At 50.8% G+C, this 2,597-nt stretch carries 2 protein-coding genes and 1 pseudogene; 1 reads left to right on the top strand and 2 read right to left on the bottom strand.

The window, feature by feature from the left end; translation table 11 throughout:
* Both BG74_RS20465 and BG74_RS20460 read right to left on the bottom strand, forming a co-directional pair.
* Positions 1-473: pseudogene (locus BG74_RS20465) on the bottom strand (AIR synthase-related protein); the annotation flags it as partial.
* 98 nt (positions 474-571) lie between these two features.
* Positions 572-1,051, bottom strand: coding sequence for a hypothetical protein (locus BG74_RS20460; RefSeq protein ID WP_066596735.1), 480 nt, complete (start codon positions 1,049-1,051; stop codon positions 572-574).
* 591 nt (positions 1,052-1,642) lie between these two features.
* On the opposite strand from BG74_RS20460, the gene mltF reads away from it, so the two are divergent.
* Positions 1,643-2,597: membrane-bound lytic murein transglycosylase MltF (gene mltF, locus BG74_RS03895; protein WP_066596733.1), on the top strand; the 955-nt coding region annotated here is incomplete at its 3' end.

The raw sequence follows: 2,597 nt of genomic DNA, 5'->3' as shown, positions 1-2,597 counted from the left end.
CTGGCACCTGCCAGAATCCAATCATCTGATCCCAGCGCTACCATGCTGATTACACTGGGATCACTTATGGTGATAAGGAAGGTTTTTCCTCCACCGCCGATAAATGCAACACGCGATTAATCACCTCAGCAAGCATGATGCTGTCGCGATTCAGAGCGTGGCCAGGAGCCTGACGGCTGACACGGCTTCAAACAGCATTTTTAGCGTTTTTCCGAGCGACATCCAGCGACAAATCAATCGGCCGTTCGCTGAAATATTCGTCGTCTAGGCTTAGATGCAACGCTTGCTTCGCTTCCCCGATCACTACATTAGGGTGCTCGCTCGCGGCGGCAGATGGCTTCAAATTCCGCCAGCCGCTCCAGCGCAACCTCCATGATGTAACGCTCCTGGGACTCATTGCACCAGACTTCCAGCAGGCTCATGCCCAGTTCATTATTGGGAATTTCGCGCAATTGAAAATGGACACCGTGGCCCGCCCGTCGCATAGGTGTCTGACTGCTCGTAGGCCATCGAAGATGCCTCGCCTGACCAGGATCAGATGACAGTCTGGTGGTTTATGGTTCAACCTTCATCAAAGTATGCGCTGTTTCCTGATAGTATTTATAGCGCCCTGCCTTCGCATCGATAAAGAAGAGCACCCCACCGCCGATCCGTTCATCATCGCGGCGTTGTCTTTATAGATAGACAACATAACCTCAGACGGCGAAGGTGTTTTTAATAATCTTGAACAACTACTTCGCCTGTGGATGGCTATTGATAACCCAGTTAGCTTTGAAGATCTTGTGCCAGCAATGCTCGGAGTTGGCTTTTGCGAACATATACAGCTCAATATCGCTGGGTTACACCCCAAACGGATGAAGGCCGCGCAGAGATAATCGATTTCGTCCTGCACCAGCGCCAAACCCAACGCTAAATTAGCCGCGTCCTGCGCTTCCTCCATACGGGTAAACACCGTTTCCATCATCCGATCGTGCAAGAGGGTGGCGATCTGCCGCCACCACAGCTCACTCAACCACAGAGCATGAATATAATAGGTCAAACCAAACGCCATAGACGCATGACCTGGGGAAAACCACAGTTGTCTCCTTCGACGGCCAGGGAGCCCACGTACTGGATCGCGGCGTCACAGCAATAGCCCCACAAGGACGGCTATTGCTTGTGTTTGGCGAGAGAAGAGCAGTATTTCAATGGTCACTGAAGCCGACTTAACGCATCCTCGTCGAGAGCTGCTCTAACATCGGCGAAATGGATATATTCGGCATAACGTAGACCGGCAGATGGGCGTCCTGAAAGCGGACCAGAAGCTTTATTGATGCGAAATGCGGATAGAGTGAGCTAACTGTGCAATATTTCAATAGTAACAGATTTCTTGTTTTTGAACCGCCGGCCGAGGTTGTTTGGCTCGACCACTCATGGGGCGCAACAACAGAGGAAAACACGCGTTATTATAGAGAATCCCGGCTGTGGAAGAAACCGCTTACGCAGTTATTCTTTCATCCTTACTACCTCTTAACACGTGAGGACATGCATCAATCTTGTTGCACGTTGGAGCTTTGTTACGCAAAATGCCTCCTGTTCGGAAAAAACCGTAATAATACTGCTGTTAATGACAAAGAGGTTGCCTCCGGCATGAGATAATGCATTGAAGCGCTTCAAATTAAATTACTTTATTATCATCCTTATCGCCATTTTGCTCACCTGGGCACTGTGGACTACCGTCCCTTGGCGAAACGCCAATCAGGATAGCCTGGCGGTCATTAAAGCGCGCGGCGAACTTCGTATCAGCACTCTCGACGCGCCGCTGAGCTATTATAGCGTCAATAATCAACCGGCAGGGTTCGATTATGATCTGGCGCAACGCTTTGCCGATTACCTCGGCGTCAAACTGAAAGTGCGCGTTCGCAGCAATCTGAATCAGCTATTTGATGACTTGGATAATGACAACGCCGATCTTCTGGCCGCTAACCTAATTTACAACACCGAGCGGCTGAACAGATTTACCGTCGGTCCTCCCTACTACTCGGTATCACAGCAGTTGGTGTACCGCTTGGGTCAGCCACGGCCAAAAAACTTGAGGGATCTGCGGGGGCGGCTGGCGGTCTCTTCTGGTTCAGCGCAAATTTCCCAGCTCCGTCAGTTAAAAAAGAAGCAATTTCCGCAGTTATCCTGGGAAGTCTCATTGGATTTAAGCAGCCGATCGCTGCTGGAAAAAGTGGCAGAAGGTAAGCTGGATTATACTCTAGCCGACTCGGCCACCGTCGGGCTGCTACAGCGAGTGCATCCGCAGTTGGCAGTGGCGTTTGATGTTACCGAGGAAGAACCGGTTACCTGGTATCTTAGGCGCAACAATAGCGAGAGGCTGTCGGCCGAGCTGCTGGACTTCTTCAGCCAGTTAAACGACAATGGCATCATGGCGCGGCTTGAGGAAAAGTATCTCGGTTACGTTAGCGGGTTCGATTATGTAGATACCAAAACCTTCCTGAACGCCATCGATGCGGTTTTGCCCACTCTGCAACCTCTGTTTGAACGCTATGCCCGCGATATCGATTGGAAGTTGCTGGCGGCCATTTCCTATCAGGAATCCCATTGGGATCCAT

The organism is Sodalis-like endosymbiont of Proechinophthirus fluctus (assembly GCF_001602625.1).
In the GTDB taxonomy this organism is placed as follows: domain Bacteria; phylum Pseudomonadota; class Gammaproteobacteria; order Enterobacterales; family Enterobacteriaceae.
The sequence above is the reverse complement of the archived record's forward strand: the minus strand, read 5'-3'. Positions and strand labels throughout refer to the sequence as shown.